Origin of the sequence: Micromonospora sp. WMMD812 (assembly GCF_027497215.1) — a bacterium.
In the GTDB taxonomy this organism is placed as follows: domain Bacteria; phylum Actinomycetota; class Actinomycetes; order Mycobacteriales; family Micromonosporaceae; genus Micromonospora.
On sequence record NZ_CP114904.1, the window covers coordinates 4,790,708 to 4,814,719 of the forward strand.

The 24,012-nt window shown below is 73.3% G+C and carries 24 protein-coding genes; 11 read left to right on the forward strand and 13 right to left on the reverse strand.

Going from position 1 to position 24,012, the window contains the following annotated elements:
* Window positions 1-34: 34 nt before the first annotated feature.
* From O7603_RS22100 to O7603_RS22115, 4 genes are all read right to left on the reverse strand, one after another.
* Window positions 35-2,143 (reverse strand): DUF4153 domain-containing protein, encoded by a 2,109-nt coding sequence (locus O7603_RS22100; protein WP_281571706.1) that lies wholly within the window; start codon window positions 2,141-2,143, stop codon window positions 35-37.
* On the reverse strand, window positions 2,140-3,222 hold the full coding sequence (locus tag O7603_RS22105; protein ID WP_281571707.1) for a HAMP domain-containing sensor histidine kinase: 1,083 nt from the start codon (window positions 3,220-3,222) through the stop codon (window positions 2,140-2,142). The genes O7603_RS22100 and O7603_RS22105 overlap by 4 nt, the downstream gene beginning before the upstream one ends.
* Complete coding sequence (locus O7603_RS22110) at window positions 3,219-3,896, reverse strand: response regulator transcription factor (RefSeq protein ID WP_281571708.1); 678 nt, start codon at window positions 3,894-3,896, stop codon at window positions 3,219-3,221. The genes O7603_RS22105 and O7603_RS22110 overlap by 4 nt, the downstream gene beginning before the upstream one ends.
* A gap of 108 nt (window positions 3,897-4,004) precedes the next feature.
* Window positions 4,005-4,667, reverse strand: a complete 663-nt coding sequence (locus tag O7603_RS22115) for a DUF5701 family protein (protein ID WP_281571709.1) — start codon at window positions 4,665-4,667, stop codon at window positions 4,005-4,007.
* A 135-nt stretch (window positions 4,668-4,802) separates the two neighbouring features.
* Here O7603_RS22115 and O7603_RS22120 point away from each other — a divergent pair, with 135 nt between their 5' ends.
* Window positions 4,803-5,291 carry a SigE family RNA polymerase sigma factor gene (locus O7603_RS22120; protein WP_281571710.1) on the forward strand — a complete coding sequence of 163 codons (489 nt, stop codon included), beginning with the start codon at window positions 4,803-4,805 and terminating at the stop codon, window positions 5,289-5,291.
* A gap of 15 nt (window positions 5,292-5,306) precedes the next feature.
* Window positions 5,307-6,125: a hypothetical protein gene (locus O7603_RS22125; RefSeq protein WP_281571711.1), complete on the forward strand. Its 819-nt coding sequence runs from the start codon at window positions 5,307-5,309 to the stop codon at window positions 6,123-6,125.
* A 27-nt stretch (window positions 6,126-6,152) separates the two neighbouring features.
* Here O7603_RS22125 and O7603_RS22130 read toward each other — a convergent pair whose 3' ends face one another.
* The 4 genes from O7603_RS22130 to O7603_RS22145 form a co-directional block, all read right to left on the reverse strand.
* Window positions 6,153-6,914, reverse strand: coding sequence for a LytTR family DNA-binding domain-containing protein (locus O7603_RS22130; protein WP_281576765.1), 762 nt, complete (start codon window positions 6,912-6,914; stop codon window positions 6,153-6,155).
* A gap of 150 nt (window positions 6,915-7,064) precedes the next feature.
* Window positions 7,065-8,291, reverse strand: coding sequence for a histidine kinase (locus O7603_RS22135; protein WP_281571712.1), 1,227 nt, complete (start codon window positions 8,289-8,291; stop codon window positions 7,065-7,067).
* A gap of 42 nt (window positions 8,292-8,333) precedes the next feature.
* Complete coding sequence (locus tag O7603_RS22140) at window positions 8,334-9,905, reverse strand: sugar transferase (protein ID WP_281576766.1); 1,572 nt, start codon at window positions 9,903-9,905, stop codon at window positions 8,334-8,336.
* Window positions 9,906-10,170: 265 nt separating this feature from the next.
* Window positions 10,171-11,031 (reverse strand): DNA-formamidopyrimidine glycosylase family protein, encoded by an 861-nt coding sequence (locus tag O7603_RS22145; RefSeq protein ID WP_281571713.1) that lies wholly within the window; start codon window positions 11,029-11,031, stop codon window positions 10,171-10,173.
* A 24-nt stretch (window positions 11,032-11,055) separates the two neighbouring features.
* On the opposite strand from O7603_RS22145, the gene O7603_RS22150 reads away from it, so the two are divergent.
* A complete protein-coding gene (locus tag O7603_RS22150; protein WP_281571714.1) occupies window positions 11,056-12,324 on the forward strand; it encodes a glycosyltransferase in 1,269 nt (422 codons plus the stop codon).
* Between the two features lie 141 nt (window positions 12,325-12,465).
* On the opposite strand, the gene O7603_RS22155 is transcribed toward O7603_RS22150, so the two are convergent.
* Genes O7603_RS22155 through O7603_RS22165 form a run of 3 tightly spaced genes read right to left on the reverse strand, consistent with a single transcriptional unit; the run spans window position 12,466 to window position 14,952 of the window.
* Window positions 12,466-13,182, reverse strand: a complete 717-nt coding sequence (locus O7603_RS22155) for a CDP-alcohol phosphatidyltransferase family protein (RefSeq protein WP_281571715.1) — start codon at window positions 13,180-13,182, stop codon at window positions 12,466-12,468.
* Window positions 13,166-14,233: an iron-containing alcohol dehydrogenase family protein gene (locus O7603_RS22160; RefSeq protein WP_281571716.1), complete on the reverse strand. Its 1,068-nt coding sequence runs from the start codon at window positions 14,231-14,233 to the stop codon at window positions 13,166-13,168. The genes O7603_RS22155 and O7603_RS22160 overlap by 17 nt, the downstream gene beginning before the upstream one ends.
* Window positions 14,221-14,952 (reverse strand): phosphocholine cytidylyltransferase family protein, encoded by a 732-nt coding sequence (locus O7603_RS22165; RefSeq protein WP_281576767.1) that lies wholly within the window; start codon window positions 14,950-14,952, stop codon window positions 14,221-14,223. The genes O7603_RS22160 and O7603_RS22165 overlap by 13 nt, the downstream gene beginning before the upstream one ends.
* Window positions 14,953-15,197: 245 nt before the next feature.
* Between O7603_RS22165 and O7603_RS22170 the strand changes: the two genes are divergently transcribed.
* The 4 genes from O7603_RS22170 to corA all read left to right on the forward strand — a co-directional run bounded on the left by O7603_RS22170 (window position 15,198) and on the right by corA (window position 18,888).
* A complete protein-coding gene (locus tag O7603_RS22170; RefSeq protein ID WP_281571717.1) occupies window positions 15,198-15,590 on the forward strand; it encodes a CBS domain-containing protein in 393 nt (130 codons plus the stop codon).
* 132 nt (window positions 15,591-15,722) lie between these two features.
* Entirely contained in the window at window positions 15,723-16,181 is a 459-nt protein-coding gene (locus tag O7603_RS22175; RefSeq protein ID WP_281571718.1) for an ester cyclase, read from the forward strand.
* 107 nt (window positions 16,182-16,288) lie between these two features.
* The gene (locus O7603_RS22180) at window positions 16,289-17,383 is read left to right on the forward strand and encodes a PLP-dependent aminotransferase family protein (RefSeq protein ID WP_281571719.1); all 1,095 of its coding nucleotides are present in this window, start codon (window positions 16,289-16,291) and stop codon (window positions 17,381-17,383) included.
* A gap of 356 nt (window positions 17,384-17,739) precedes the next feature.
* The gene (corA, locus tag O7603_RS22185) at window positions 17,740-18,888 is read left to right on the forward strand and encodes a magnesium/cobalt transporter CorA (RefSeq protein WP_281571720.1); all 1,149 of its coding nucleotides are present in this window, start codon (window positions 17,740-17,742) and stop codon (window positions 18,886-18,888) included.
* Between the two features lie 154 nt (window positions 18,889-19,042).
* Here corA and O7603_RS22190 read toward each other — a convergent pair whose 3' ends face one another.
* The gene (locus tag O7603_RS22190; protein WP_281571721.1) at window positions 19,043-19,828 is read right to left on the reverse strand and encodes a hypothetical protein; all 786 of its coding nucleotides are present in this window, start codon (window positions 19,826-19,828) and stop codon (window positions 19,043-19,045) included.
* An 84-nt stretch (window positions 19,829-19,912) separates the two neighbouring features.
* Between O7603_RS22190 and O7603_RS22195 the strand changes: the two genes are divergently transcribed.
* Window positions 19,913-20,443 carry a peptidylprolyl isomerase gene (locus O7603_RS22195; protein WP_281571722.1) on the forward strand — a complete coding sequence of 177 codons (531 nt, stop codon included), beginning with the start codon at window positions 19,913-19,915 and terminating at the stop codon, window positions 20,441-20,443.
* A gap of 55 nt (window positions 20,444-20,498) precedes the next feature.
* Window positions 20,499-21,413 (forward strand): rhomboid family intramembrane serine protease, encoded by a 915-nt coding sequence (locus O7603_RS22200; RefSeq protein WP_281571723.1) that lies wholly within the window; start codon window positions 20,499-20,501, stop codon window positions 21,411-21,413.
* A gap of 189 nt (window positions 21,414-21,602) precedes the next feature.
* On the opposite strand, the gene O7603_RS22205 is transcribed toward O7603_RS22200, so the two are convergent.
* Window positions 21,603-22,067 (reverse strand): PH domain-containing protein, encoded by a 465-nt coding sequence (locus O7603_RS22205; RefSeq protein ID WP_281571724.1) that lies wholly within the window; start codon window positions 22,065-22,067, stop codon window positions 21,603-21,605.
* 152 nt (window positions 22,068-22,219) lie between these two features.
* On the opposite strand from O7603_RS22205, the gene O7603_RS22210 reads away from it, so the two are divergent.
* Both O7603_RS22210 and O7603_RS22215 read left to right on the forward strand, forming a co-directional pair.
* Complete coding sequence (locus O7603_RS22210) at window positions 22,220-23,392, forward strand: acetyl-CoA C-acyltransferase (protein ID WP_281571725.1); 1,173 nt, start codon at window positions 22,220-22,222, stop codon at window positions 23,390-23,392.
* Between the two features lie 97 nt (window positions 23,393-23,489).
* Window positions 23,490-24,002, forward strand: coding sequence for a hypothetical protein (locus O7603_RS22215; protein ID WP_281571726.1), 513 nt, complete (start codon window positions 23,490-23,492; stop codon window positions 24,000-24,002).
* Window positions 24,003-24,012: the final 10 nt, after the last annotated feature.

A 24,012-nucleotide genomic window follows, 5' to 3' on the forward strand; every position in this document is an offset into this window, starting at 1 on the left:
ACGGATCACCCCTGTGGACAACCGTCCCGACGGCTCACCAGCGGGCCGGGTACGGGCAGGTCGCGCCCGGGTCCACCGGATCCGTGCCGAGCAGCGCCCGGGCCCGCGCGCGCCCCAGGTTCGCGGCGCGGAGCCCGTCCTCGGGCAGATCGGCGGCGATGCTCCGCAGCGCGCAGGACCGCAGCGGCTCGGGGAGCCGGTCCAGGGCCGGTACGGCGTCCGCCGAGAGACCGGCGAGATAGCCGACGTCCAGCCGGCCGGTCGCCCGGTACCGGTCGACGTTGCGTTCCGCGATCGTCCGGTCCGGGTTGACCGCCGCGAGACCGAGCAGGGCGATCACCGCCGTGGCGACCACGAGCCGTGGCAGCCACGCGCCGCGCAGCCGGAGGACGGTCACCCCGACCAGGACGAACAGCACCCCGAGCCACAGTTCGACGGTCGCCACGAAGAGCCGGAGCCGGGTCGCCCCGTACGCCTCGGTGTAGACCTGCATCCGGTACAGCGCCGACGCCACGACGACCAGGCTGAGCAGGGTGAGCGTGCCGAGCAGCGCGCGGATCAGCACCCGGTCCGCACGGCTGCCGTGTGGCGCCCAGCGGACCGCGCCGCCGATCACCAGCAGGGTGAGCGCGGACACCGCGAGCAGTTGCCAGAAGCCGCTGCGGGCGTACTGGGCGTAGCTCAGACCGGCGGTGCGCAGCACGTGGCCCGAGCCACCGAACAGCACGGTGAGTTGCACGAGCACGAAGGCGGCGAAGAGCGCATCGAGCGTGGCGAGTGGCAGCGCCCAGTCCAGCCGGCGGACCGTGCGGGCCGGTGCCCCGCGCAGGCCGTCCAGGTCCGGTGGCCGGGTCAGCAGGTACGCCCCGCCGAGCAGGCCGGCGCCGATGAGCAGCCAGCGCAGTGTCCAGCTGGTCACCCCGGGCGCCGAGATGTCCGGCAGCAGATCGGTCACCAGGTCGGCGAAGATCGCGTCGGCGGAGGAGAAGAGGATCCCGAACAGGGCCAGCAGCCCGATCGAGACCGCCACACTCGCGAGGGTCCGCCCGAACCCGGGGGCGTTCGGCCGGCTGGCGGACAGGCCGCGGGCCCCCCAGGGCAGAGCGCGCGCCGCCGCCGCCGGCGGCAGCACCGCCGACACCAGGATTCCCAGCGGCGTACGGCCGCCGGTCAGCGCGAGGCTCGCGGTCACCGCCGCGGCGAGCACGCAGAGCACGAAGAGCCACCCGGCGGCGCGTACCGAGCCGACCGCGACCAGCGCGATCGTCGCGGCGGCCCAGGCGACCCGGACCACCCGTCCCGGTGCCCCCGTGGCACCGGGACGGGTGTCCGCATCGGCCGGCCCCCCGCCGGCCGCCGCCGGCGCGCTGCGCGTCCGCGCGTCTCCGCCGGTCGTTGGCGCGCCCGCCGGAATCGGCCCCGATACCGGCGTGTCCGATGCGGTCGGCTCGCCGGTCGACGCCTGCTGTGTGGACGGCTCGGCGTTCGGCCGATCCGGTGCCTTCGGCGCGCCGGTCGGCGGCTTCGGTCCGTTCGACTCGGCGGCCGGCGCATCCGGCGCGGCGGGCGGTCCGGACGGGGTGACGCGAGGGCGGACGGCGGCAGCCGTGCCCAGCGCTCCGGCGCCGGCCAGCGAGGCCAGCAGCCATCCGGCGCCGGGGCGGTCGAACGGCACGACGGACGCGGCCACGGCCGCCGCCACGGTCACCGCCCCGAGGACCACCGGCTGGGCGCCGCCCGCCGGTCCGGGCCAGCGGCGCCGGAGCGCCGACGGTGCCGGCGGCGTGGCGGGCAACTGTGGCCGGGGCTGCCCGACAGCGGTCGGCGGGACCGTCCACTGCCCGGCCCAGGCGCCGGTGCCCGGCTCGCCCGCCGGCGCCGGCGCCGGACGTCCGGCACCGGGCCCGACGGTCGACGGTGCGGGCGCGGCCCACTGCCCGGGGCCGGGGCCGGCCGGCGGTGCGGCCGGGTGGCCCGGTCCGTGACCGGCGGCCGGCGGCGGCGCGCTCGGGTGGGCTGATCCCGGACCGGCGGCCTGCGGCGGCACGGTGCGGCCGGTGTCCGGACCGGCGGCGGCCGGAACCGTGGGTGGTGCGGAGGGAGTCGGCTCGGCGGACGGGGGCGTCGGTGCGGAGTCGGTCATGCCGCGTCCTCTCGGGTCGGTCCGGCGCCGGGGATGGCGACCCGGATGCGGCAGCCGGGGCCGGTGCCGCGGCTGGGATGGTCGGGGTCGAGCACCTGGATGCTTCCGCCGTGGAGTTCCACGACCCACCGGGCGATCGCGAGCCCCAGGCCCGTCCCGCCGTCGGCGGCCCGGTCGCCCCGGGTGAACCGCTCGAACACCCGCGAGCGCTCCGCCGCCGGGATGCCGGGGCCCTCGTCGGTCACCTCGACGTGCAGTTCGCCGGCGTGTTGCTCGGCGATGACCCGGACCGTTCCGCCGGCCGGGCTGTGTCGGGCGGCGTTGTCCAGCAGGTTGGCGAAGACCTGGTGCAGCCGCCACGGGTCGGCGTGCACGGTCAGCGGCGCGGGCAGGTCCCGCAGCTGGAACCGGACGTCGAGCCCGGCACCGACGGCGCTCGCGGTGGCGTGCTCGACCGCCTCGTCCAGGAAGTCGGCGACGTCGATCCGGACCCGGCGCAGGGGCGCCACGCCGGCGTCGAGCCGGGAGATGTCCAGCAGGTCGGCGACGAGATGGCCGAGTCGCTCGGTCTGTGCGAGCGCGGCCCGCAGACTGGCCGGCTCGGGGGCGGCCACGCCGTCCACCATGTTCTCCAGCACTCCCTGCAGCGCGCTGATCGGCGTGCGCAGCTCGTGCGACACGTTCGCGATCAGCTCGCGCCGCCGCTGGTCGGCGGCGTGCAGGTCCTCGGCCATCTTGTTGAAGGCCCGGGCCAGCTCCCCCACCTCGTCCCGCGAGGTCGCGCGTACCCGGCGGGTGTAGTCGCCTCGGGCCATCGCCCCGGCCGCGGCGGTCATCTCGCGCAGCGGCGAGGTCATCCCGTGGGCCAGCACCTGCGAGGTGAGCAGCGCGACGAGGATGGCGGTGGCCGCGGTGCGGGTCGGGAGCCAGCCGATCGCGTACCAGAAGTAGGAGAGACCGGCGGCGCCGGAGCTGACCAGCAGGATCCCCAGCTTCAGCTTGATCGACCGCAGCGGGTCGAGGGGTCGGGGGAGCAGTTCGAGGATCCGGTCCACCCGGGCGACCAGCGCGGGGCTCACGCCGGGACCTCGAGCGCGTAGCCGATGCCGTGCACGGTACGGATCAGGTCCGGACCGAGCTTGCGCCGCAACGCCTTGACGTGGCTGTCGACGGTGCGGGTGCCGGAGCTGTCGGCCCAGCCCCAGACATCGGCGAGCAGGGCCTCCCGGGGCAGCACCGTCCGGGGCCGGCCGGCGAGGTGCACCAGCAGGTCGAACTCGGTCGGCGTGAGGTGCACATCCGCACCGGCCTTGCGGACCCGGCGCTCGGCCTGGTTGATCTCGATGTCGCCGAGGCGCAGGGCGGGCGCTGGCGTGGCCGACGCCCGGTCGACCCGGCGCAGCAGGACGTGCACCCGGGCGGCCAGCTCGCGCATGGAGAACGGCTTGGTGAGGTAGTCGTCGGCCCCCACCGCCAGACCGACCAGCAGGTCCGTCTCGTCGTCCCGCGCGGTCAGCATCAGCACCGGCACCGGGCGGTCCGCCTGGATCCGCCGGCACACCTCCAGCCCGTCGAACCCGGGCAGCATGACGTCGAGCACGACCAGGTCGGGCTGCCCGACCCGGAACCGCTCGACGGCGCTCGGGCCGTCACCCGCGATGTCGACCGTGAAGCCCTCGGCGCGCAGCCGCGCGGCGACCGATTCGGCGATGGTCGGTTCGTCCTCCACCACCAGTACCCGGCGTTCCCTCATGGGCCCTGACTGTAGGGACGTGCCGTGGAGATCGGTGGCTCACGTTGTGAACGATCTGTGGAGAACCGCCGGTCACCGGTCACCGGTCGACGCGCGGCCGCGCCCGCCTCACCCGAGCCCGACGCGTACCGGGTGGGCGGAGGCGGAGCCGAGCCAGGTGTGCGGGTTGCCGTACCAGCACCAGCCGAGCTTCGGCGCGCCCTGGCTGATCCAGATCGCGGGCACCCGCTTGTCGCCGCAGCGCGAGCCGACCAGCGAGAAGCACTTGTTCTTGGCCAGCGCGGCCGGATACAGGCTGACGAAGGCGAGCCCCTCGTCGATGGTGATGGGCAGCCGGTCCTGACCGGTGATGACCTCCATCGCCCCGGAGGGGGCGAGGTTCAGCGTCTCCTCACCCCGGTCCACGTCGAAGAGCAGGTACGCGGGGCCGGCCGGCGCCTCCAGCTCCTTAATCGGGTCGAAGCGGGCCAGGTCGCCGTCGGCGAAGTGGCGGTCCAGGAAGCCGGGCTTGCGCTTGCCGGCCAGCGTGGTCAGCGCGAGCCGCTCCTCCACCGGGATCAGCTCGCGGGTGATCACCAGCAGGAAGGGCACCCGCCCCTCGGTGGGGGCCGCCAGGCCGGCCGCGCCGGCGACGGCCGCCGCACGCAGCGGGGCGACCAGGCTCCGGAAGTCCTCCACGGTCATCCGGGCAAGCGCGGGGTAGCCCAGTTCCACCAGGCGGTCGAGCTGACGGTCGAACTCGGTCGCGGCGTCGAACGGGACATCGGTCACGGTGGCCTCCTCGAAGTCGTACGGCCTACCGTACAGCGTACGACCAAGAGGATTATTCCCGACACGGCGATGCAACCCCGTGCTGCGGGTGGTCCGTCGTACGGCCGTGATGGTCGACAGAGAGGTGGGACCGCGGTGAGGCGCGCCGACGAGGACGACTTCCGGGCCTACGTCGCCGACCGGATGGATCGCTGGCGGCGCAGCGCGTTCCTGCTCTGTCAGGACTGGCACACCGCCGACGACGTCGTGTCCGTCGCGGTCGCGCGGCTCTACCGGAGCTGGGGCACGGTGAGCCGGGCGGACAACCGCGACGCGTACGCGCAGCGGGTGCTGACCCGCTGCTGGCTCGACGAGCGGCGTCGGCCCTGGAACAACCGGGAGCAGTCGTGGGCCCAGGTGCCGGACACCGTCGGCGTGGCGCAGGACGTGACCGACCGGGACGGGCTCGCCGCCCTGCTGCGGTCGCTCGGACCACGACAGCGCGCGGTGCTCGTGCTCCGCTACTACCTCGACTACTCGGTCGAGGAGACGGCCGAGGTGCTCGGTGTGTCCGCCGGCACGGTCAAGAGCCAGTCCGCGCGCGGGCTGGCGAACCTGCGTGTCGTCCTCGACGGCCAGTCCTGAGTAGACGGGGGAATCGTGACTCACCAGGTGTTCGACGAGTTGATCGGCACGCCACCGCCGTCGCGGGTCGACGTCGACGGCATCGTCCGCAGGGAACGACGGAGCCGGAGCGCCCGGCGACTCGGCGGCGCACTGGCCGCCGTGCTGGCCCTGGCGCTGGCCGTCGGCGTACGCGACCGGCCCGGCGCTGCCGAGGTCACGCCCCGGGCCAGCGCCTCCTCGCCCACGGCGGACACCCGGTTCCGGTTGGTCTTCGACACGGACGAGACGGCCGACGCCACCGCGCGGCGGCTCGGCCAGGAGTTGGACCGGGCGATGCGAAAGGTGGCGCCCGGTGCGGTGTGGTTCTGGATGCCCGACCAGCCCGGCGAGCCCCGGCGGCCGGACGGGCAGGCGCCGACGTTCTCGCACCGGGGCCGCGCGGACCTCATCAACGGCTCCTCCGGGTTGTCGTACCAGGGTCGCCGGGGGGCGCTGAGACTGTCGATCAGCCCCGAGGTCCACAGCGACGCGTCGTCCGGACCCGTCAGTTACTACTGGGCGTGCCGGATGCCGCCGGACGTCCGGGAGGACAACCGCTACCACCGGGTGTGCGAGGAGGCGACCAGCCCCGGCGGCGCCCGGATGAAGATCCAGACCTACACCGGCAAGCGGCAACCGACCGTCCAGCACCTCGTCGTGGTCCAGCTGCCGGACAACCGGACGTTGGAGCTGAGCGTGCAGAACATGGTCGGGGTCGACGAGTCGGCGGTGCCGGCACAACCGGAGGCGCCGCTCTCCCGGGAGCAGGTGCGGGAGATCGCCGTGCAGATCGCGGACCAGATCAAGAGCTGACGGCGGAGCGAGCAGGGCTGGGCCGGGTCAGCGGTTCCAGTCCTGCTTCGCCGCGCGGACCAGCTTGTCCTTCAACTCCCGGGTGTGCCGCCGGCTCACCGGCAGCTCGGTGCCGTCGATCACCACCACGTAGCCGGAGTTGACCAGCCGCAGCTCGGCGATGAGCTTCAGCTGCACCAGGTACGACCGGTGGATCCGGACGAAACCGGCGTCGGCCCAGCGCTCGGCGAGCGTGGCCAGCGAGACCCGGACCAGGTGCGAGCCGTCCCCGGTGTGCAGCCGGGCGTAGTCGCCCTGCGCCTCGACCCAGCGCACCGCCGAACGGGGCAGCATCCGGGTCGTGCCGGCCAGCTCGATCGGGATGGTCGGGTCCTCCTCCGCCCGGGCCAGCGCCGCCGGGTGCGACGGCACCACCCGAGAGCCGATCACCCGGCGCAGCGACTCGGCCAGCCGCTCCGCGCGTACCGGTTTGCGCACGTAGTCGGTGGCCCCGAGGTCGAACGCGTCGACCGCGCCGTCGTCGTACGCGGTGACGAAGACGATCGCCGGCGGGCGGGCGAACCGGCGCAGCACCCGGGCCAGCTCCATCCCGTCCAGGCCGGGCATCCGGATGTCCAGGAAGACCACGTCCACGTCGCCGTCGCGGAGCAGTCGCAGCGCCTCGGTCGCGTCCCCGGCCGTGTGCAGCCGGGCCACCCGCGGGTCGGCCCGCAGGTGGTACGCCAGCTCGTCGAGCGCGGGCGGCTCGTCGTCGACCGCCAGCACCCGGAGGAAACCGGACGCGTTCACCGCACCGACCCGGTCGGCCCGCTCGCGCTCGCTCACGGCGCCACCCTTGTTCGCGACTGCGGGGCTCGCAACCCCGGCTCACTCCTCGCGCTCACGGCGCCACCTTTGTTCGCGGCTGCGGGGCTCGCAACCCCGGCTCACTCCTCGCGCTCACGAACCCGCCCGTACGCCGGGGTGGAACTTCGGGACCCGCATGCTCACCTTCGTGCCCGAGCCGAGCCCGGTCTCCACGACCAGGCCGAACTCGTTCCCGAAGACCGACCGGAGCCGCTCGTCGACGTTGGAGAGCCCGACGTGCTGGCCGGAGTCGTCCCCCGGATCGCCGTTGCTGTGGGCCAGCTCGGCGATGCCGGCGGTCAGCGTGGTCGGATCCATCCCCACTCCGTCGTCCTCCACCGTGATGTGACACTCGGCACCGGCGTCCCGGGCCTCGATGCTCACCATGCCCGTGCCGGGCTTGCGGGACAACCCGTGCCGGACGGCGTTCTCCACGAGCGGCTGGAGGCAGAGGAACGGCAGGGTCACCGGCAGCACCTCGGGAGCGATCTGCAGGCGCACCTGGAGCCGGTCGCCGAACCGGGCCCGCTCGATGGTCAGGTAGCGGTCGATCGAGCGCAGCTCCTCGGCCAGCGTGGTGAACTCCCCGTGGGCCCGGAACGAGTACCGGGTGAACTCGGCGAACTCCAGGATCAGCTCGCGGGCCCGCTCCGGGTCGGTGCGGACGAACGAGCCGATCGCGGTCAGCGCGTTGTAGATGAAGTGCGGGCTGATCTGGGCGCGCAGCGCCCGGACCTCGGCCCGGGCCAGCCGCTCCCGGGACGAGTCCAGCTCGGCCAGAGCGAGCTGGTTGCCGGCCCAGTGCGCGGTCTCCAGGGTCGCCTGCACCAGCCCCGGGGCGGGCGGCCCGTCGGCGACCGCGACCAGCGCGCCGACCACCCGACCGTCCGCGCCGGTCAGCGGGGCGACCACCGCGCCGCGTACCGGGCAGTCGACCCGGTCGCAGTGCAGCTCCGCGTCGCCGAGCACCGTCGAGCGCTCGGCGGCCACGGCCCGGCGGGCCGCGCCCAGCAGCTGCTCGCCGTGGTGTGCGCCGCGCCCGTCGAGGGCGAGCAGCTCCGTCCGGTCGGTCAGCGCCAGGCCGACCGCGCCGACCAGGGCCCGCAGATGGCGTACGGACTTGGCCGCACCGGCCGGGCTCAACCCCGCGCGCAGCGGCTCGGCGGCCAGCCCCGCGGTGTGCAGCACCTCGTAGGTGGCGCGCTGGGTGGCGGTGGCGATGCCGCGCCGGGCGCGCAGCCGCCCGACCGCGAAGAGGGCCGCGACCAGCGCGGTGACCAGCGAGAGTACGGCGAAGACGGCCGAGAGGTTGCCACCCACGCCCAGATCCTGGTGGTTCGGGGGTGGCTTACGCCAGCCCCGTCAGTACGCGCCCTTGCGGGCCAGCACCACGCCGACCGTGCGCCACAGGATGCTCAGGTCGTACGCGAGTGACCAGTTGTCGACGTAGTAGAGGTCCAGCCGGACCGCCTCGTCCCAGGAGAGGTCGGAGCGGCCGGAGACCTGCCAGAGGCCGGTCATGCCCGGCCGGACCAGCAGCCGCCGGCGTACGTCGCCGAGGAAGTCACCGTCGTCGGCCGGCAGCGGACGCGGCCCGACCAGCGACATCTCACCCCAGAGCACGTTGATCAGCTGCGGCAGCTCGTCGAGCGAGGAGCCGCGCAGGAAGCGGCCCACCGGGAAGACCCGGGGGTCCTGCTTCATCTTGAAGAGCATGCCGTCGGTCTCGTTCTGGTCGACCAGGCTGGCCAACCGCTCCTCGGCGTCGACGTACATGGTCCGGAACTTCCACACCCGGAACGTGCGCCCCTCGTGCCCCACCCGGGGCTGCCGGAAGAAGACCGGCCCGGGGTCGGAGATCTTGATCGCCAGCGCGATGGCCACGAACACCGGGACCAGCGCCAGCAGCCCGAGCCCGGCGGCGACCCGGTCCATCAGGTTCTTGGCGAGCAGCGCCGGGCCCGACAGGGTCGGCTCCTCGACGTGCAGCAGCGGCAGGCCCTCGATCGGCCGGATGTGCACCCGGGGGCCGGCGATGTCGGTGAGCTGCGGGGCGACGACCAGGTCGACGCCGGAGCCCTCCAGCTGCCAGGCGAGCCGGCGCAGCTCACCCGGCTCGGCGCTGGCCGAGCCGCACACCGCGATGGTGTCGCCGCCCACCTCCCGCACCAGGGCGAGCACGTCCCGCCCGGCGTACACCGGGACCGGGGTCTGCATGCCCCGGGCCGCCGCGTAGCCGTCGGTGATGTGGATGGCCACCGGGACGAGGCCGGCGGCGGGGTTGCGGGTGACCGCGGTGTAGACCTCCAGGCACTCCGGCAGCGTGCCGACCAACACCATCCGGTGGCCGCCCTGACCGATGTTGCGCCGGACCACGTGCAGGACGAACCGGGCGAGAATGCGGCCCAGCAGGATCAGCAGCAGGGCGCCGAGCAGCGCGGTGCCGACCGTGTAACGGGACAGGTCGGTCTTGGTGGCGAAGGCGAGGAAGGAGACCGTGGCCGCGACGGCGACGCCGGCCCGGATCACCCGCTTGAACTCGTCCGGCCCCAGCCCGAGGTAGCGCCGGTCGTACGCCCGGTTGCCCCAGAGGATGATCACCCAGCCCAGCGGCAGCAGCACGAACGCCACCGTGAAGAACCAGGTCGGGTCCTCCTGGGCGTTGTAGAAGCCCGACCGGGCCTGGTCGAAGGTGTGGATCGCGGTGAAGCTCGCGAACGCCGCCGCCGCGATGTCGAGCAGCAGGAGGATGGCGGTGTAGGGACGGTGCCACCGGGAGACGCGGCGCCGGGCCCGGGCCCATGCCGACCGGGGTACGCCGTTGTGCGACGGCGGCGCCGGCGGCTGGATCTCGAAGCTGTCGACGTGCCGCACGAGTTTGCTCCGGCCTTCGTTGGATACCGGGCGCTGGAGGCTTGTCGTCACCTCACCCATGTCCTCCCGCATGACACGTGCCGCTCACTCGCCGTGAGGGCCCGAGTCGCCCACCGTCCCAGTCTCCCACGCGGACCCCGGCCGGGCGCCGACCCGAAGGAGTTTGCGCCCGATGGTGCCGGCGGGGTTCTGGCCGGCTCCACGCCATATCAGAAGCCGGGGACCGAGTCACTATACCGATGGATGGCGGGGTCGGAAGAACTGCCGACCGGGACCTTCGCCGATCTCCGGTCGATTTCGCTCCGTAACCGGCGGGTGGCGTTACTCACCGTACGAGACGGGACAACCGTCGGTCAGCGAGTGGCTTGCCGCCCGTCTGACAGGTCGCGCAGTACTGGAGGCTCGAGTCGGAGAAGGAGACCTCCCGGACGGTGTCGCCACAGACCGGGCAGGGCAGTCCGGTGCGCGCGTGCACCTTCAGCCCGGAGCGCTTCTCGCCCTTCAGCTCGGCCGCGCGCTGGCCGAGCGACCGGTCGACCGCGTCGCCGAGCACCTGGCGGGTCGCCACGTGCAGGGCGGCCAGCTGGTCGTCGGTCAGCCGGTCGGTGATCGCGAACGGGGAGAGCTTGGCCGCGTGCAGGATCTCGTCGGAGTACGCGTTGCCGACCCCGGAGAGGACCGACTGGTCGGTCAGCACGCCCTTCACCTGCCCCCGCCGGCTGCGCAGCCGCTCGGCGAAGGTGGGCAGGTCGGCGGCGAGCGCGTCCGGGCCGAGCTTGGCGACCCCCGGGACGGCTCCCGGGTCGGTCACCAGGTACGCGGCGAGCTTCTTCTGGGTGCCGGCCTCGGTCAGGTCGAAGCCGGAGCCGTCGTCCAGGCGGACCCGAAGGGCGATCGGACCCTTGCCGGGGCGCAGCGGGGCGGCCGAGGGGAACGCCTCCCGGTAGTGCAACCAGCCCGCCCGGGCCAGGTGCACCACCAGGTGCAGGTCGCCGTCGAGGACGACGTCGAGGAACTTGCCGTGCCGGCGCGCGTCCACCACCGTCCGGCCGGTGGCCGCGGTCGGCGCCGGGTCGTACGTCTTGAGGGCGCTGATCGCGGCGACCTCGAGCCGGTCGACGCGCCGCCCCACCGCGCGCTGGCGCAGGTAACCCGCGAGCGCTTCAACCTCCGGTAGTTCGGGCACCAGCCAACGGTAGCCTTCTTTCCCGTGAGAATCGTGGTGGCGCACAACCGGTACCGGGAGGCTCAGCCGTCCGGCGAGAACACCATCGTCGACGCGGAGATCAACCAGCTCACCGCGGCCGGGGTCGAGGTGCTGCCGTTCATCCGCAGCTCGGACGAGATCCCGTCGATGTCGACGGCGGCGAAGGCGCTGCTGCCGATCTCGCCGATCTGGGCCCCGCGCGCCCAGCACGACCTGAGCCGGCTGCTCACCGAGCACCGGCCGGACGTGCTGCACCTGCACAACCCGTACCCGCTGCTCTCCCCCTGGGTGGTGCGGACCGCGCACCGGCACGGGGTGCCGGTGGTCCAGACGGTGCACAACTACCGGCAGGTCTGCTCCTCCGGGATCTACTTCCGGGACGGCGTGATCTGCCAGGACTGCAAGGGCCGGGCGCTGGGCGTGCCGGCGATCAAGCACCGCTGCTACCGGGACTCGGCGGCGCAGAGCGCGCTGATGGCGACCACCCTGGCCGTGCACCGCGGCACCTGGCGGTCGGTGGACCGGTACATCGCGCTCACCTCGGCCATCGCCGACCACCTGCGCGACTACGGCATTCCGGACGAGCGCATCGTGGTCAAGCCGAACGCCGTGCCGGACCCGGGCCGCCCCGCGCCGCTCGGCGACGGGTTCCTCTACATGGCCCGGCTCTCCCCGGAGAAGGGCGTCGACCTGTTGCTGGACGCCTGGCGTCGGCATCCGGTGGGCGCGCTGGGCACGTTGCGCGTGGCCGGCGACGGCGAGCTGCGCCCGCTGGTGGAGGCCGCCGCCGCCGAGCGCCCCGACGTCGTCTACCTGGGCCAACTCGACCGGGCCGGGGTGCGCGCGGCGGTCGAGGCGAGCGCGGTGGTGATCGCCGCCTCCATGTGGCACGACGTGCTGCCGACCGTGATCATCGAGGCGCTGGCCAGCGGCCGGCCGGTGCTCGGCACCGCGCTGGGCGGCATTCCGTACCTGGTGGGCGCGGACGCTCCGCGCGAGCCGGCCGGCACCGGGCCGGCCGAGGTCGCCTCGGCCGTCGCCGGGGACGGCGGGTCGCCGATGCCGGCCGGCATCGAGGCGGGCGAGGCCGGCTGGGTGGTGGCCCCGGAGCCGGCCGCGCTGGCCGCCGCCCTGCCGATCGCCCGGGCGGGGGCCGCCGCGCTCGCCCCGGCCGCCCGGACCCGCTACGAGCGGACCTTCCACCCCGACGTGGTCACCAGGCAGCTCATCGACATCTACGCCGGCCTGTCCCGCACCCCGAGCCGCGCCTGAGCCGCCGGCCCGCTCCCCGGGGAGCGGGCTGTGCCCGCACGATCGCGCCGGATCCCGCAAGGAGGGGCTTCGGCGGCGCTCCGACACCACTCTTTCCAGGATCGAGCAGGATCAAGGAAGTAGCGGTGGGCCCGGCGGCGGTCAGCGGAGGCTGGCGCGGGCGCTGAAGAGGATGCTGGCCAGCAGGAAGACGCCGTTGACCACGGTGAACGCGACCATCACCCAGAGCACCAGGGCCGGGGCGAAGAGCAGCACCAGCGCGGCCACGAAGATCACCGCGCCGTAGTCGCGGACCAGCTTCACCAGCCGCACCGGCAGCGAGGTCGAGGTGACGATGCTCGCCGCGTTCGGGCCCGCCTGCATGACAGACGTGACCAGGTTCACCATCCAGGTGCCGGCGAACGCGGCGACCAGCCACGTCGGGGTGGACGGGTGCTGCGCCACCGCGGTCGCCCCGAGGGCCGCGACCAGGGCGATCTGGGCGGCCACGTCGCAGAGCACGTCGACCCGCGCGCCCGCCGGGCTGCGCTGGCCGGTCACCCGGGCGAGCTGGCCGTCCGCGCAGTCCAGGGCGTACGCCACCTGCCAGCCGACCAGCGCGAGCAACCCGACCACCCAGGCCGGCACCTCGCCCGCGGCGACCGGGCCGGCGAGCGCGACGACGCTCACCGAGGTGGCCAGCCCGATCACCAGGTTCGTGATCGTCAGTGCGGTCGGGCGGAGCCCCAGACGGTGCCCGGCGACCGCGAAGGCGGCCCCCAACCACTGGCTGATCGACTCGCTGAACAGGCCGCCGCCCCGGTTGGTCCGGTGGAAGTCGGCCGCGGTCGGCTGGACGGGCTCAGCCAAGGTGGTCACGAAGGGCGTCAACGTAGTCTCCAAGCCGGGTCCGCAGGTCGCCGGCGGACAGCGAGAGGTGTTCGAGGATGGTGTAGCGGTCCGGCCGGGTGCTGGGCGCGTAGTGGACCGCCTCGACGAACTGGTCGTCGGTCAGCCCCAGCTCCGCGGGGGTGGTGGCCAGGCCGTGCCGGTGCAGGCACCGGGCCAGCTGGCCGAACCGCTCCGGCTCGCCGCGCAGGAACGTGCAGAACAACGCGCCGAGCCCGGCCTGCTCCCCGTGCGAGGCGGTGCCGGGGAAGAGGTGGTCGATGGCGTGCGAGATCTCGTGGTCGCCGCCGCTGGCCGGCCGGGTCGACCCGCACACCGAACTCGCGAGCCCGCCGAGGATGAGCGCCTCGGCGAGCGTGGTGAGGAAACCGTCGTCGGTGATCTTGCCGGGGTGGTTGACCAGGGCCTCGGCGCCGGACCGGGCCAGGGTCACGGCGAGGCCGTCGATCGGCTCGCCCCGGACCTCGTGGGCCAGCTCCCAGTCGGCGCAGGCGCTCAGGTTGCTCACCGCGTCCCCGATGCCCGCCTGGGTCTGCCGGTCCGGGCCGTTCTCCACGAAGTCCAGGTCGACGATCACCGCGATCGGGATGTGCACCCCGTAGGAGCCCTTGCCGCCCTCGTGGTCCAGGGAGGCGGTCGGTGAGGCGATGCCGTCGTTGGCGAGCGAGGTCGCCACGCTCACCATCGGGATGCCGTACCGGGTGGCGGCGTACTTGGCCGTGTCGATGGTCTTCCCACCGCCGATGCCGACCACGGCGTCGTACGAGCGGGACCGGAGCCGGTCGCCGAGCTCGTTCGCCGCGTCGATGGTGCCGCCGGCCACGGTGAAGACGTCGGCCGAACCCAGACTGGGCCGGCACAGCTCCACGATCTTCTCGCCCTGCCCCGGGCCGACCACCACGGCGACGTCGCCGCCGGCCGAGATGCGGCGGTCGGCGAGCAGCGGGCCGAGGTCCGCCACCGCGCCCCGCCGGACCTCGATCAACAGGGGGGTGTTGACGGTACGGGCTAGTAGCGGCACGCGATCTCCCGCGCCCGGGCCAGGTCGGCGTGGTTGTCGACCTCGACCCAGGGGACGTCGCCGATGGGCGCCGCCCGCACCTCACCGCCCCGGTCGGCGAACTCCTGGTAGCCGTCCTCGTAGTAGAGGTTCGGGTCCCGCCGCCAGGTGGCCTCCAGCGCGTCGGCGAGCGCATCGGCCACCTGCGGCTCGATCAGCGTCGCGCCGATGTACTCCCCGTACGCCTCGCCCGGGTCCATCACCTTGGTGATCCGGGTGAGCTGGCCGGCGGCGTCGAAGGTGGTCTTCATCTCCTCCTCGGCCAGCGGCTTCAGGGTGTCGACGGCGAGCAGGATGCCCGGCCCGCGCTCGGCGAGCAGCGTCTTCTCCACGCTGACCGGGTGCACGGTGTCGCCGTTGACCAGCAGCACACCCCGCGCGAAGTGCTCGCGGGCCAGCCAGAGCGAGTACGCGTTGTTCCACTCCTCGGCCTTGTCGTTGTGCACCAGGGTGAGGGTGACGCCGTACCGCTTCTCCAGGTCGGCCTGCCGATCCCGGACGGCGTCGGCCGCGTAGCCGACCACGATCACGATCTCGGTGAGCCCCACCTCGGCCAGGTTGCCGAGGGCGATGTCCAGGATGGTGACGTCGCCGTCTACCGGGACGAGCGCCTTGGGCAGTGTGTCGGTGTACGGGCGCAGCCGGCGCCCCGCCCCGGCTGCGAGCACCATCCCGATCATCCCGGCTTCCCCCCTCGTACGACTCCCGGTCACCGGGCGAGGATAGCGCCGCCTGCCGGCCGGCCTCCGGTCAACCGGGGTTCACCCGATGCTCATCCGGAGTATCCCTGGTGTCGCCGTCCGCGCGACAGCCCGGTTCGGCGGGCGAAGTCCCGGCGTGGCGAGGATGTCCGGTCTTGTCCCCGTAACATCGACGGCCCACCATGTCCCTACCGGATGCCACCGTCCCAAAGGGGTGATGCGTGATGCAGGTACGGGAAGCGATGTCGAGCCAGGTTCTCGTGGTCGGTCCGGAGCACACGCTCCGACAGGCGGCGACGATGATGTCGGCCCGCGGGATCGGTTCGGCCGTCGTGATCGACCCGGACTCCGAGGGGATCGGGATCATGACCGAACGCGATGTGCTCAACGCCATCGGAGCCGGGTTGGACTGTGACGTCGAGCGCACCGGCGCCCACCTGACCTGGGACGCCGTCTACGCCGGGCCGGACTGGACCATCGAGGAGGCGGCCGCGGCGATGGCCCGCGGCGGCTTCCGGCACCTGGTGGTGCTCGACGGCCGTGAGGTGGCCGGGGTGATCTCGGTCCGGGACATCATGCGGGTCTGGGCCGAGACCCGGATGGTCAACGCCGGCTGACCGGTGTCCGACCTCGCCGGCCACGGGGTCGACCCGCCGTGCGGGCGACGTCGTGGCAGGTGTGGCGGGCGGATAGACGGGTAAGGATCCCTCACGGGCCCGGAGAGGCCGCGGCCCGTGGGGGAGGCCGTCATGCGCAGCGCGGAGCGGTTGGTCGAGCAGCAGTACGCGATGCTCCTGCGGCGCGACGTCGCCCGGCTGCCCGACCTCTACGCCCGGGACGCCTTCTATGCGATGCCCGGCGTCACGGTGCGCCCGATCGAGCTGCCCGCCCTGCTCCGGACCTGGACCGGCGCCTTCCCCGACCTGCGGGTGGACCCCGTCGGCCGGGTGCAGACCACCGGCGGGGCGGCCGTGGAGCAGCGCCTCACCGGCACCCACACCGGGGTGCTGCACTCGCCGTTCGGCACGGTCGCGCCGACCGGGCGGACGGTCAGCTGGGACGTGGTGGACGTGGTCCGGGTGCGCCGGGGGCGCATCGCCGCCTGGCGGTCCTACTTCGACTGGGCGCAGCTCCTCGCGGCGCTCGGCCTGCACCTGGAGGGGCTTTCGCGCGAGCCGCAGCACGACCCGCTCGCCCTTCCGGTCTGACTTGCCGACCAGCGGGTCCACCCAGGTCACCCGACCCGGTGGCTCAGGATGCGGACATCGCCGTGCCGTCGGCGCGCCCCCGGTGGCCGGCCGTACGCTCAACAGCCATGACCGCCGAGCAGCTGATCTCCTTCGCCCGTGGGGCTCCGTCGCTGGACATCGTCGATGTCGAGGGGCTCAAGGCCGCCGCCGTCCGCGCCTTCGACGCCGACCCCTCGGGGATCACGGCGTACGGCACCTCCGTCGGCTACCCGCCCCTGCGGAAGTGGATCGCGGAGAAGCACGGGGTGGCACCGGAGCAGGTGCTGGTCACCAACGGCTCGCTCCAGGCCGACGCCTTCCTCTTCGACCACCTGGTCCGCCCCGGCGACGCGGTGGTCGTCGAGCGCCCGACGTACGACCGGACGCTGCAGAACCTCCAGCGGATGGGGAGCGAGCTGCACGGCGTCTCGATCCAGCCGGACGGCCTCGACACCGCCGAGCTGCGCAAGCTGCTGGAGTCCGGCGTCCGTCCCCGGCTCGCACACATCATTCCGAACTACCAGAACCCGGCCGGTGTGACGCTCTCTTTGGAGAAGCGACGCGAGCTGCTCGACCTCGCCGCGGAGTACGAGTTCACGATCTTCGAGGACGACCCGTACGCGGACATCCGGTTCCGGGGCGAGGCGCTGCCGTCGATGCTCTCGCTGGACACCCGCCACGTGGTGGTGCACGCCTCCAGCTTCACCAAGACGGTCTGCCCCGGCGTCCGGGTCGGCTACCTGGTCGGCCCGGCGGACCTGATCGCGGACATCGCGAAGAACGCGACCAGTCTCTACATCTCGCCCGGCATGGTCGCCCAGGCGATCGTGCACCAGTTCTGCGTCTCCGGCGAGATCGACCGCTCGATCGAGACCGTCCGGGCCGCCCTGGGCGAGCGGGCCCGGGTGCTCGCCGAGTCGCTGCGCCGGCACCTCCCGCAGGCCCGGTTCGTGGAGCCCGACGGGGGCTACTTCCTGTGGGTGGAGTTCCCGGAGGACGTCCTGGCCGACCGGCTCGCCCCGGCCGCCGCCGAGCGTGGCGTGGCGGTGGTCAAGGGCAGCGACTTCGTGGTCGACGGCGGGCGGCACGCGCTGCGGCTGGCCTTCTCCGCGGTCACCGCCGACAAGATCGACGAAGGGGTCCGCCGGCTCGCCGAGGCCGTGGAAGCGGTCCGCTCCTGAAATTCTGTCGGGTTTCCGACAGAATGACGGTACCGGCCGTTCCGGGACTCCCCTCCGGGCGGCCGACGGCCCACAATGCTGCGAGCGTCACTCACCACGTGTAGCCGACGTCACCGCCCGAGCCTGCGGCCATCGCGCCGGCAGGTCGCCGGGCCGGCTCGCGCGATCATCACGATGAGTGGCGTGACCAGCACAACCCCCGCCCCCACAGGGCGCCGGGTGGGCCGGGTCGTCCCCTTCTACCCCCCGATGCGACCCGGCCCGCCCGGTGCCACCACGGCCCGTGCCGTCACGGGCGGTGACCGTTGCGTGCGGCGTAACCTGCAATCCGCAGCGGAATGTGGAGAGGGGGCGCGATGACCTATCGGGCGCAGCAGGGGCGGACGCCCCCGGAACAGGGCGAACGGGCGCACCGGCCGCGGGCCTGGGCGGCCCCGGTCCGGGCGATGAGCCGCATCCTCAGCGCCGACGGCTCCCACCCCACGCCCGCCCCGGCCGGGGTGGGGCACAACGCGGTGGTCGACTGCGCGCTCTACGTCGACGGCCGGCGGCAGCCCGGTGACTGGACCTACGCCGACGCGCTGGCCGCCGCCCGCCGCGAGGAGAACGGCTTCGTCTGGCTCGGGCTGCACCAGCCGGAGCTCGAGGAGATGACCGCCATCGCGGAGACGTACGGCCTGCACGAGCTCGCCGTCGAGGACGCGGTCAAGGCAGAGCAGCGGCCCAAGCTGGAGCAGTTCGGCGACGTCAGCTTCCTGGTCCTGCGGACCGCACGGTACTGCGAGCACGCGGAGCTGACCGAGAACTCGGAGGTGGTCGAGACCGGGCAGGTGATGCTCTTCATCGGCCCGAACTTCCTGATCAGCGTCCGGCACGGGGACGCCTGCCGGCTCTCCCCGGTCCGCGCCGACCTGGAGACCAAGCAGGACCTGCTGCTCCAGGGGCCCTGGGCGGTCGCGTACGCGATCACCGACCGCGTGGTCGACCTCTACCTGGAGGTGGCCGACCAGATCGAGGACGACCTGGACGTGCTGGAGGCCGAGGTCTTCGACCGCAACGGCAGCGGACGGATCCAGCGGATATACCAGATGAAGCGCGAGCTGGTGGAGTTCAAGCGGGCCGTGGTGCCGCTACAGCGCCCGCTGCTGACGCTGACCTCCCAGGTCAACCGCGAGGTGCCGAAGGAGATCCGGCGCTACTTCCGGGACGTGCAGGACCATCTCAGCCGCACCGTCGAGCAGGTGAACTCCTACGACGACCTGCTGAACTCGATCCTCCAGGCCCGGCTCGCCCAGGTCACCGTCGACCAGAACAACGACATGCGCAAGATCGCCGCCTGGGCCGCCATCGCCGCGTTCTGGACCGGTGTCGCCGGCATCTACGGCATGAACTTCGACAACATGCCCGAGCTGAAGATGAGGTACGGCTACCCGACCGTGCTGGCCCTGATGCTCGCCGTCTCCCTCTACCTCTACCGCTGGTTCCGCCGCAACGGCTGGCTCTGACCGCACCGACTGGCGCTGACCGCACCGGCGTCGGCCGACGACGGCGGCCCGGGATCGGGCCGGCCCGGCGGTGCGCGGTGAACCACGGCCCGAACACGAAAGCGCCGGCGTGGCGGGTCACCCCGCTCGCCGGCGCCTTCCGTTGTCGCCGCGGTCAGCGACGCCCGTTGGTGCGGGCGGTGTCCTTGCCCAGCGCCTTGGTGAGGTCGTCCGCCGGGCGGCCGGAGACGTCCTTGGCGCCCTCGGCCACCGACGGGACCTTGTCCGTCGGCTGGACCTTCGACTTGGTGGTCGCCGGGGTGGTGGAGGCACTGCTGCCACCGGCCACGGCCGAGCTGCCGGCCCCGGTCGGGCCACCGCCCATTCCGGACGCGCTCGCGTCGGCCATCTTCGCTCCGGCCGCCGTCGGGCGGGTCTGCACCTCGATGGTGTCCACCTCGTCCCGCATCGGCTCCAGGTTGCGGGTCGGGTCGTACTCGGCCCACTCCTGCTGCTCGCGGCGGCGCCGCATGGCCATCGCGCCAGCCAGACCGGCGATCGCGCCGGCGGCCAGCAGGCCCGTCATCATCGAACCGCGACGCCGCGGCTGCTTCTTCTTCCCGCTGATCCGCATGTTCCTCGACTTCGCCTTCCTGGTCATCGAACCTGCCTGCACGGCGCCCTCGCGGGCGGCCGCGGCGAGCGGTGCGAGCGAGGTGCGCGTCGTCCCCCAGCCGGTCGCGGCGCCGTCACGCATCCTCGCCGCCGTCGGTCCGACGTAGTCCCGGGCCGCCTGGACCCGCGGGCCGACGGTCGCACCGGCGCCCCTCGCGGCGTACGTGGCCGCCTGCATCAGGTGGCTGATGCTCTGGTTCAGCTCGGCCCGGGCCAGCTGCCCCTGGGACTTGCGTCGTCCCATTCCAAACACGGTCCCACCTCCTGGGAGTTGTTCCTTCGTCATCCTCCACCTTCGGATGCCTCCGCGATGCCAGATCGGGCACATGGGAGGATCCGCATGGAACTGACCAACGAGTGAGGAGTACCCGTGGCCGAGGCTGTCTACGCCACCTTGCACACCAACGCTGGCCCGATCCGGCTGGAGCTCTTCCCCAACCACGCGCCGAAGACCGTCCGCAACTTCGTCGAACTGGCCGAGGGGAAGCGCGAGTACACCGACCCGCGCACCGGCCAGCCGGGCAACGGGCCGTATTACGACGGCACCATCTCGCACCGCGTCATCGCCGGCTTCATGATCCAGATGGGTGACCCGACGGGCACCGGTCGCGGTGGGCCGGGCTACAAGTTCGCGGACGAGTTCCACCCGGAACTGCGCTTCGACCGGCCGTACCTGCTCGCCATGGCGAACGCCGGGCCGGGCACCAACGGCTCGCAGTTCTTCATCACCGTCGCCCCGACGCCGCACCTGACCAACCGGCACACCATCTTCGGGCAGGTCGCGGACGAGCAGTCGGCGAAGGTCGTGGACTCGATCGCCAACACCCCGACCGGTCCGAGCGACCGTCCGCTCCAGGACGTGGTCATCGAGCGGGTCGAGATCGAGGGCAACGCTGACTGAGGCGTCCGCGAGGTACCTTTGCTCGCATGACTGAGCGCTCCGGAGGGCGGGGACGGTGAGCGAGTCGCCGCCGACCACCCCGGTCTGCTACCGACACCCGGGCCGGGAGACGTACATCCGTTGCACCCGCTGCGACCGGCCGATCTGCCCGGACTGCATGCGGGCCGCGTCGGTGGGGCACCAGTGCCCGGAGTGCGTCAGCGAGGGACGCCGTAGCGTCCGGCCGGCGCGCACCGCCTTCGGTGGCGGTGCCGCCGGCCGGCACGGCTACGTGACCAAGGCCCTGATCGCGCTGAACGCGCTGCTCATGCTGCTCTCCATCGCCTCCGACCGGGGCGGGGACGCGGCGGTCGGCGGCTCCGGCTTCGGCGGCCTGCTGGGCGGCAACACCCCACTCACCGACTGGGGGTCGGTGATCGGGCTGGCCGTCTTCCCCGACGGGACGGTGGGCGGCGTCGCCGACGGCGAGTGGTACCGGCTCGTCACGGCGATGTTCCTGCACTACGGCGTGGTCCACCTGTTGCTGAACATGTGGGCGCTCTGGGTGCTGGGCCGGTCGCTGGAGGCCAACCTCGGCCCGCTGCGTTTCCTGGCGCTCTACCTCATCGGTGGCTTCGGCGGGAACGTCGCGGCCTACCTTTTCAGCGCGCAGAACACCGCGTCCGCGGGCGCGTCCACCGCGATCTTCGGGCTCTTCGCCGCGATCTTCGTGATCATGCGACGGCTCGGCCGGGACACCTCGGCGATCCTGCCGATCCTCGTCATCAACCTGGTCTTCACGTTCACCGTGCCGGGCATCTCCATCGCCGGGCACCTGGGCGGCCTGGTGGCGGGCGGGCTGATGGCCCTGGTGCTGGCGTACGCCCCCCGGTCCCGACGCGCGCTGGTGCAGTCCGCCGGCGGCGCGATCATCGTGGTGGCCCTGATCGGCCTGGCGCTGATCCGGACCGCCCAACTCCTCGCCGGCTGACGGACGGGCGGGCGGCGCGGGCGGCGCGGCCTGCGGTGCACCGACCCTGTGGAGCGTTATGACGCAGAGGCATAAATATGCCTCTGCGTCATAACGCTCGTCGCACCAGGTCCGGCGCCGAGAGCCGACGGCCGACCGGGCTCCACGGACCGCCGACCGTCGGCGCGGCGTCCGCACGGGGGGTCGCGGTCAGGCGCCCGCCGCGCGGCGGGCGGCGCGCAGCGTCCCGGCCACCTCCTCCGGTGTGGTGCCCAGGTCGTACCGGCCGAACAGGTGCAGCGACGAGCCCGCGTCGATCTCCAGTGTCTCGGTGGTGAGCCCGAGCCGCGGCCGGCGGTCCACGCTGATCACCTCGATCGCCGACCAGGGCAGGCGACGCCGCCGGGCGAAGCCGTGGACGACGGTGACGCCGGCGTCGTCCACCGCGAGGCGGACCGGCGCGACCAGGTCGCGTACCGCCCAGCCGGCCAGCCCGGCCGCGACCAGGGCGGCCAGCGCCAGCCGGATCGGGTCGCCGTCGGCGAACAGCAGGCCCAGGGCGACCAGCAGAGCCCCGCCGACCAGCTTCGCCGCCGGCAGGCTCCCCGGCACCCGCCACTCCCGGGTCAGGGAGGCGTCATCCATCCGCTGCCGGTCGGGGGAGGCGTCATCCATCCGCCCAGCATGCCAGCGCCAGCCCGAGCCCAACCGCATCCCCTGGCCGCGCCCCGAAGGCGCCGGCATCGGTACCTCGCCCGCCCGGGGGCGGACGGCCGGTCCCCGGACGACGTAGGATCGGGGGCAACGCAAGTTACCGGGGAGTAGAGATGAGTGACGCGGTTATCGTCGGCGCCGTACGCACCCCGGTGGGGCGGCGCAAGGGCAGCCTGGCCGGCGTACACCCGGTCGACCTGTCGGCCCACGTGCTGCGCGCGTTGGCCGAGCGCACCGGCATCGATCCGACGCAGGTCGACGACGTGTTCTGGGGCTGCGTGTCGCAGGTGGGCGAACAGTCGTGGAACATCGCCCGCAACGGTGTGCTCGCCGCCGGCTGGCCGGAGTCGGTGCCCGGCACCACGCTGGACCGCCAGTGCGGCTCCAGTCAGCAGGCCCTGCACTTCGCCGCCGCGACCGTCCTCTCCGGACAGGCCGACCTGGTGGTGGCCGGCGGGGTCGAGTCGATGACCCGGGTGCCGATGGGCTCCAGCGTCGCCGGTGGGATGCCGTTCAGCGACCAGCTGCGGGACCGCTACCGCGGCGTCGAGGGCTTCGCCGAGGACTCCCCGCTGCCGTTCAACCAGGGCGTCGGCGCCGAGTTGATCGCCGAGCGGTGGCGCTTCTCCCGCACGCAGCTCGACGAGTTCGCGCTGGCCAGCCACGAGAAGGCGGCGGCCGCGCAGGACGCGGGCGCGTTCGATCCGGAGCTCGCGCCGGTGGCGCTCGCCGACGGCGGCAAGTTCGCCGTCGACGAGGGCATCCGCCGGGAGACCTCGCTGGAGAAGCTCGGCGAGCTGGCCACCCCGTTCCGCGCCGACGGTGTGGTCACCGCCGGGTCGGCGTCGCAGATCTCCGACGGCGCCGCCGCCCTCGCCGTCACCACCTCCGAGTGGGCCAGCCGGCACGGACTGCGTCCGCTGGCCCGGATCCACACCGCGGTGGTCGCGGCCGACGACCCGGTCACCATGCTCACCGCCCCCATCCCGGCCACCGCGAAGGCGCTGCGCCGCGCGGGGCTGGGCATCGAGGAGATCGGGGTGTACGAGGTGAACGAGGCGTTCGCCCCGGTGCCACTGGCCTGGCTGGCCGAGACCGAGGCGGACCCGGAGCGGCTCAACCCGCGGGGCGGCGCGATCGCCCTCGGGCACCCGCTCGGGGCGTCCGGGGCCCGGATCATGACCACGATGCTCCAGCACATGCGGGACAACGGCATCCGCTACGGGCTGCAGACCATGTGTGAGGGCGGCGGCATGGCCAACGCGACGGTCGTCGAGCTGCTCTGAGTCCGGTGTCGCACACCCGGTGCGACCGCCGTACGTGGAAGTTGCAAAATCTCGACGTGACCCACGTCACCCCTGCCCGGAGGTCGTTGGGCAGGGCATGGACGTCTTCTCCCGAACGTTCCTTCCGGCCGCCGCCGAGGCCGGCATCGCTGTGCAGACCGTGAGCAGGCACATGCCCGTCTTCCGCCGCTGCGTCGGCTCGGGCGACGCCACCATCCTGGTCACCCGGTGCAGCCGACCCGACCGTCCGGTCGCCGGCGAGTACCTGCTCCTGCTCACCCACCGGCGGCTCGTGGTCACCCAGCAGACCCGGGTGCTGCACCGGCTCCGGCTGCACCTCAACACCGAGCTGCGTGAGCTGAGCAACGTCACGTGGAGTCCCGACCCGCGGCTGCACTCGGTCGAGCTGGCCGCCACCGCGATCGACGGCATCCGCGAGCGCTTCCTGATCCGGACCACCCACCCGAAGCAGGTGTGGCAGCTGGACGCGCTGCTCAACCACGCCTTCCGCACCCGCCTCCGCGCCGCCCGGGAGCGGATCGTCGCCACGATCGGCGAGGCGCCGGCCGGCACCCGGCCCGTCACGTTCCGCCCGGCCGCCGTCCGCTGACCGGCGGGCC

Bases quoted from the DNA above. Each gene is read 5' to 3' on its own strand.
- corA (WP_281571720.1), top strand. From the start codon at position 17,740: ATGACCTATCGGGCGCAGCAGGGGCGGACGCCCCCGGAACAGGGCGAA.
- O7603_RS22180 (WP_281571719.1), top strand. From the start codon at position 16,289: ATGACCGCCGAGCAGCTGATCTCCTTCGCCCGTGGGGCTCCGTCGCTG.
- O7603_RS22165 (WP_281576767.1), bottom strand. From the start codon at position 14,952: ATGATCGGGATGGTGCTCGCAGCCGGGGCGGGGCGCCGGCTGCGCCCG.
- O7603_RS22140 (WP_281576766.1), bottom strand. From the start codon at position 9,905: ATGGGTGAGGTGACGACAAGCCTCCAGCGCCCGGTATCCAACGAAGGC.
- O7603_RS22205 (WP_281571724.1), bottom strand. From the start codon at position 22,067: ATGGATGACGCCTCCCCCGACCGGCAGCGGATGGATGACGCCTCCCTG.
- O7603_RS22210 (WP_281571725.1), top strand. From the start codon at position 22,220: ATGAGTGACGCGGTTATCGTCGGCGCCGTACGCACCCCGGTGGGGCGG.
- O7603_RS22215 (WP_281571726.1), top strand. From the start codon at position 23,490: ATGGACGTCTTCTCCCGAACGTTCCTTCCGGCCGCCGCCGAGGCCGGC.
- O7603_RS22100 (WP_281571706.1), bottom strand. From the start codon at position 2,143: ATGACCGACTCCGCACCGACGCCCCCGTCCGCCGAGCCGACTCCCTCC.
- O7603_RS22175 (WP_281571718.1), top strand. From the start codon at position 15,723: ATGCGCAGCGCGGAGCGGTTGGTCGAGCAGCAGTACGCGATGCTCCTG.
- O7603_RS22190 (WP_281571721.1), bottom strand. From the start codon at position 19,828: ATGACGAAGGAACAACTCCCAGGAGGTGGGACCGTGTTTGGAATGGGA.
- O7603_RS22110 (WP_281571708.1), bottom strand. From the start codon at position 3,896: ATGAGGGAACGCCGGGTACTGGTGGTGGAGGACGAACCGACCATCGCC.
- O7603_RS22170 (WP_281571717.1), top strand. From the start codon at position 15,198: ATGCAGGTACGGGAAGCGATGTCGAGCCAGGTTCTCGTGGTCGGTCCG.